The 3,094-nt window shown below is 52.1% G+C and carries 2 protein-coding genes; both read right to left on the bottom strand.

Annotated features, from left to right (window positions below; genetic code table 11):
• Positions 1 to 284 precede the first annotated feature (284 nt).
• Positions 285 to 1,742, bottom strand: a complete 1,458-nt coding sequence (locus tag Q7J88_RS03045) for a flagellin (protein WP_303720679.1) — start codon at positions 1,740 to 1,742, stop codon at positions 285 to 287.
• Positions 1,743 to 2,243: 501 nt separating this feature from the next.
• Positions 2,244 to 2,831, bottom strand: coding sequence for a hypothetical protein (locus Q7J88_RS03040; protein ID WP_303720678.1), 588 nt, complete (start codon positions 2,829 to 2,831; stop codon positions 2,244 to 2,246).
• Positions 2,832 to 3,094 lie beyond the last annotated feature (263 nt).

The raw sequence follows: 3,094 nt of genomic DNA, 5'->3' as shown, positions 1-3,094 counted from the left end.
CGTCCGTGCCCTGTTTTGTTTTGATATTAATATTACCTGTTACTGGGGACCGCGTCGTCTTGCTCCTGCCTCCTTTAATGCGTTGGATTTCCCCGTCTGTCCTCTTTTCGGCCATCGAGGCTGAAAACTTTAGATTTTTCGTACTTTTTTGCCGAGCGTAAGCTCTTGAAAATACTTGCGTTGTTAATTTTCACTCATTTTTATTGTTTTTTTTTGCATCTTTTCCCTATTCCATCAGCTTAAACCGGGGGCCGACCAAGCCGGCCCCCGAAAGCTACGCTCTACTATTGGCCGAGCAGCGACAGTGCCAATTGCGGTGCCTGGTTGGCTTGCGACAGGATCGAAACACCAGCTTGCTGCAGAATGTTCTGCTTGGTCATTTCCGAAGTTTCCTGAGCGATGTCGGCATCAAGAATCCGCGATCGGGCAGCAGTCACGTTCTCCGAGATGTTCTGCAGGTTGGCGATGGTCGACTCGAAGCGGTTCTGGATAGCACCCAGGCTGGCCCGCTCGCCGTCGATCTTGGCGATCGCTTTGTCGATAACTTCCAGGGCATCGTTGGCGCCGGCCGATGAAGAGACATCGATGTCGCCGACGGAAGAAAGAGTACTCGACTCAAGGGCTGCGCCGAGGACGGTACCTACGGCACTCGTAGCCACGGAGTAGGATTTCTCCGAGTTGAAGGTCACGCTACCACCGACAGTGGCGAGGTTGCCTGAAGCAGCCATCGTCACAGCACTACCAGCTGCCGTCTCACCGTCAGCCGCAAGACCCGTGACGTCCATATCACCAGCAGCCCAAGCCATGCTGATATCAAACCCTTCGGAGTTCTTCAGGGTAATGCTCGACTTGTCATCGGACAACAGCGCGGTGACACCGGTCGACGAGGACTGAGAGTTGATCGCATCGGCCAACTCGGTCAGATCGTTGATGTCGGTGATGTTGGCGGAGATGGTCACCGCATCACCCTCGTTCTTGCCTTCCAGGGTGAAGCTCGTTGCACCTGCGGTACCGACTTCCAGTTTGGCATAAGTCACTGCGGTGGCAGTAACGCCGGTGTCGTTCGCCTTGTTGTTGACGCCGGCCGCAATCGCCTTGGCACTGGCGCCAGCAGCGACAGAAACAGTGGCCTGGCCGAGGGAACCGGACACGGTCAGGGACTGAGCGGCAACATTGTTAGCTGCAGTAGCGGCAGCATTGTTGATCGTTCCATCGGTTTCGTACTGGTGAGAACCGATATCGGTCGACGAAGTCGCACTGGTCGAGAAGGAGATGGTTTCGCCAGCGTTGGCACCAACCTGGAACTGCTGGGCGGTAAAAGAACCATCCAGAATCTTCTTACCGTTGAACGACGTGGTGGTGGCGATCCGGTCCAGCTCCTGCTGCAGCTGGGCCACTTCTTTCTGCAGGGACGCACGGTCGGAACCGCTGTTCGAATCGTTCGCCGACTGGATCGCCAGCTCACGCATCCGCTGCAGGATGTTGGTGCTTTCCGCCATGGCGCCTTCAGCAACCTGTGCCAGGGAAATACCGTCGTTGGCGTTCCGGACAGCCTGATTCAGACCGCGGATCTGCGAGGTCATACGGTCGGAGATCGACAAACCGGCAGCATCGTCCTTCGCGCTGTTGATGCGCAGACCTGACGAGAGGCGCTGCATCGATTTGTTCAGTTTGCTCTGCGAAGTACCCAGGTTACGTTGGGCGTTAAGGGAAGCTACGTTAGTGTTGATTGTAAGAGCCATGATCTTCCTCCGTGGACCTCGTTCGTGGTCATCCTTGCACAAATTTATTTACGGCGAGCGACCAACGGGTCGTCTCTAAAAAATGGCCAGAAAGCGAGGGCCCTATCCCTTACCTCCTCGGCACTGGTTTTCCTTTGCTCTCTTCTCGACAGACAAATCCAACATCTTTAACGGTTTTATGATTTTTCTTATTTACAACCCACGAAAAACACACGGATCTTGGTAAATCGTGGAGTTATTCCTGTTTGCGTATTCGTTGAATTAGCTAAAGAATCGGCGGGACGGGGCCCAACTTCACTCCCGCAAGTTGGGCCCTAGATTTGATGAGGAGCTACGGCACCTGATTGTTTTTTCGCTGAAAAAGATGGGCGTTATGATTCGGGCCAGCTCCTGTTTCAGCAGATTCGCCTCTTTTTAGAGAGACGTTAGAATTGTTAGCCATTGAATCGCGGCACACATGCATTGAGGGATGTAAAATACGCCATAGGCACACGGGCACTCCTACAAATCATCCCAATGCATATCCTCAATCAAGGCTGCCAGTTCCTGATAACCAACCTCGTAAACCTGCTGCCATTCATGCTCGTTGTTACCAAAACACAAAAACCGGTACCACATGATCAGCAGCTCTCGTACAACTTCCATGTACGGCTCAAGACGCATATCTCCCTCAACCACTGACTTCCGTGGCAAACGCTTCAAAACCATATGATCAATACTGTCCACTATCTTGGCGAATTTGAACCAATTGAACTTTTTCATTTTCAATTCGTTCAGCAGCCCTTTTTTATACAGAGAAAGCAGCTGCTCCCCGGCCATCGGGAACGGTTCCCAATCCTCTCCCGCCCGCAACGGCCTGAAAGAGGAGCGGATCAGATCGATGTCTGCCTGCTTGTCGTACGCCCGCAAAGCGATCTGCTCGGCGCGCAAAGGTTCTGCTCCCCTTACCAATGCGCCATCGGAGCAGTTGAAAACTTTAACCCTCCCATCAACTGATTCAATGGCCCTTTCCGCCATCTGCCTGGCCTGATTGAAATAGGGTTGGGTCAACACGGTTTCAGCATCGGAGAAATTCGCCTGTACCGGCAATTGACTTCTCCCAGCGTTCTGGGTTTGAAATGCCTTGTTCTTATAAATAATGCTTTCTGCAACATGAGTTTTTTCTTCATGCCGGAACCCGAAATCTAGACCCAAAAGATATAATTCCTCCGGATAACAATTGCAGGCAAATGACAAAGCCAAATTACCGGTGGTCGGACGAGTATTTGACAAGGCAAATTTGAACTTGACGGGATTTGGAGCCACCTTTTCCGTCAGCATAAAAACATCTTTAAAGTCCGAAAATTTTTTCG

The organism is Malonomonas rubra, assembly GCF_003247215.1.
In the GTDB taxonomy this organism is placed as follows: domain Bacteria; phylum Desulfobacterota; class Desulfuromonadia; order Desulfuromonadales; family Geopsychrobacteraceae; genus Malonomonas; species Malonomonas rubra_A.
The sequence above is the reverse complement of the archived record's forward strand: the minus strand, read 5'-3'. Positions and strand labels throughout refer to the sequence as shown.

Coding starts and splice junctions, on each gene's coding strand:
- Q7J88_RS03045 (WP_303720679.1), bottom strand. CDS start 1,742: ATGGCTCTTACAATCAACACTAACGTAGCTTCCCTTAACGCCCAACGT.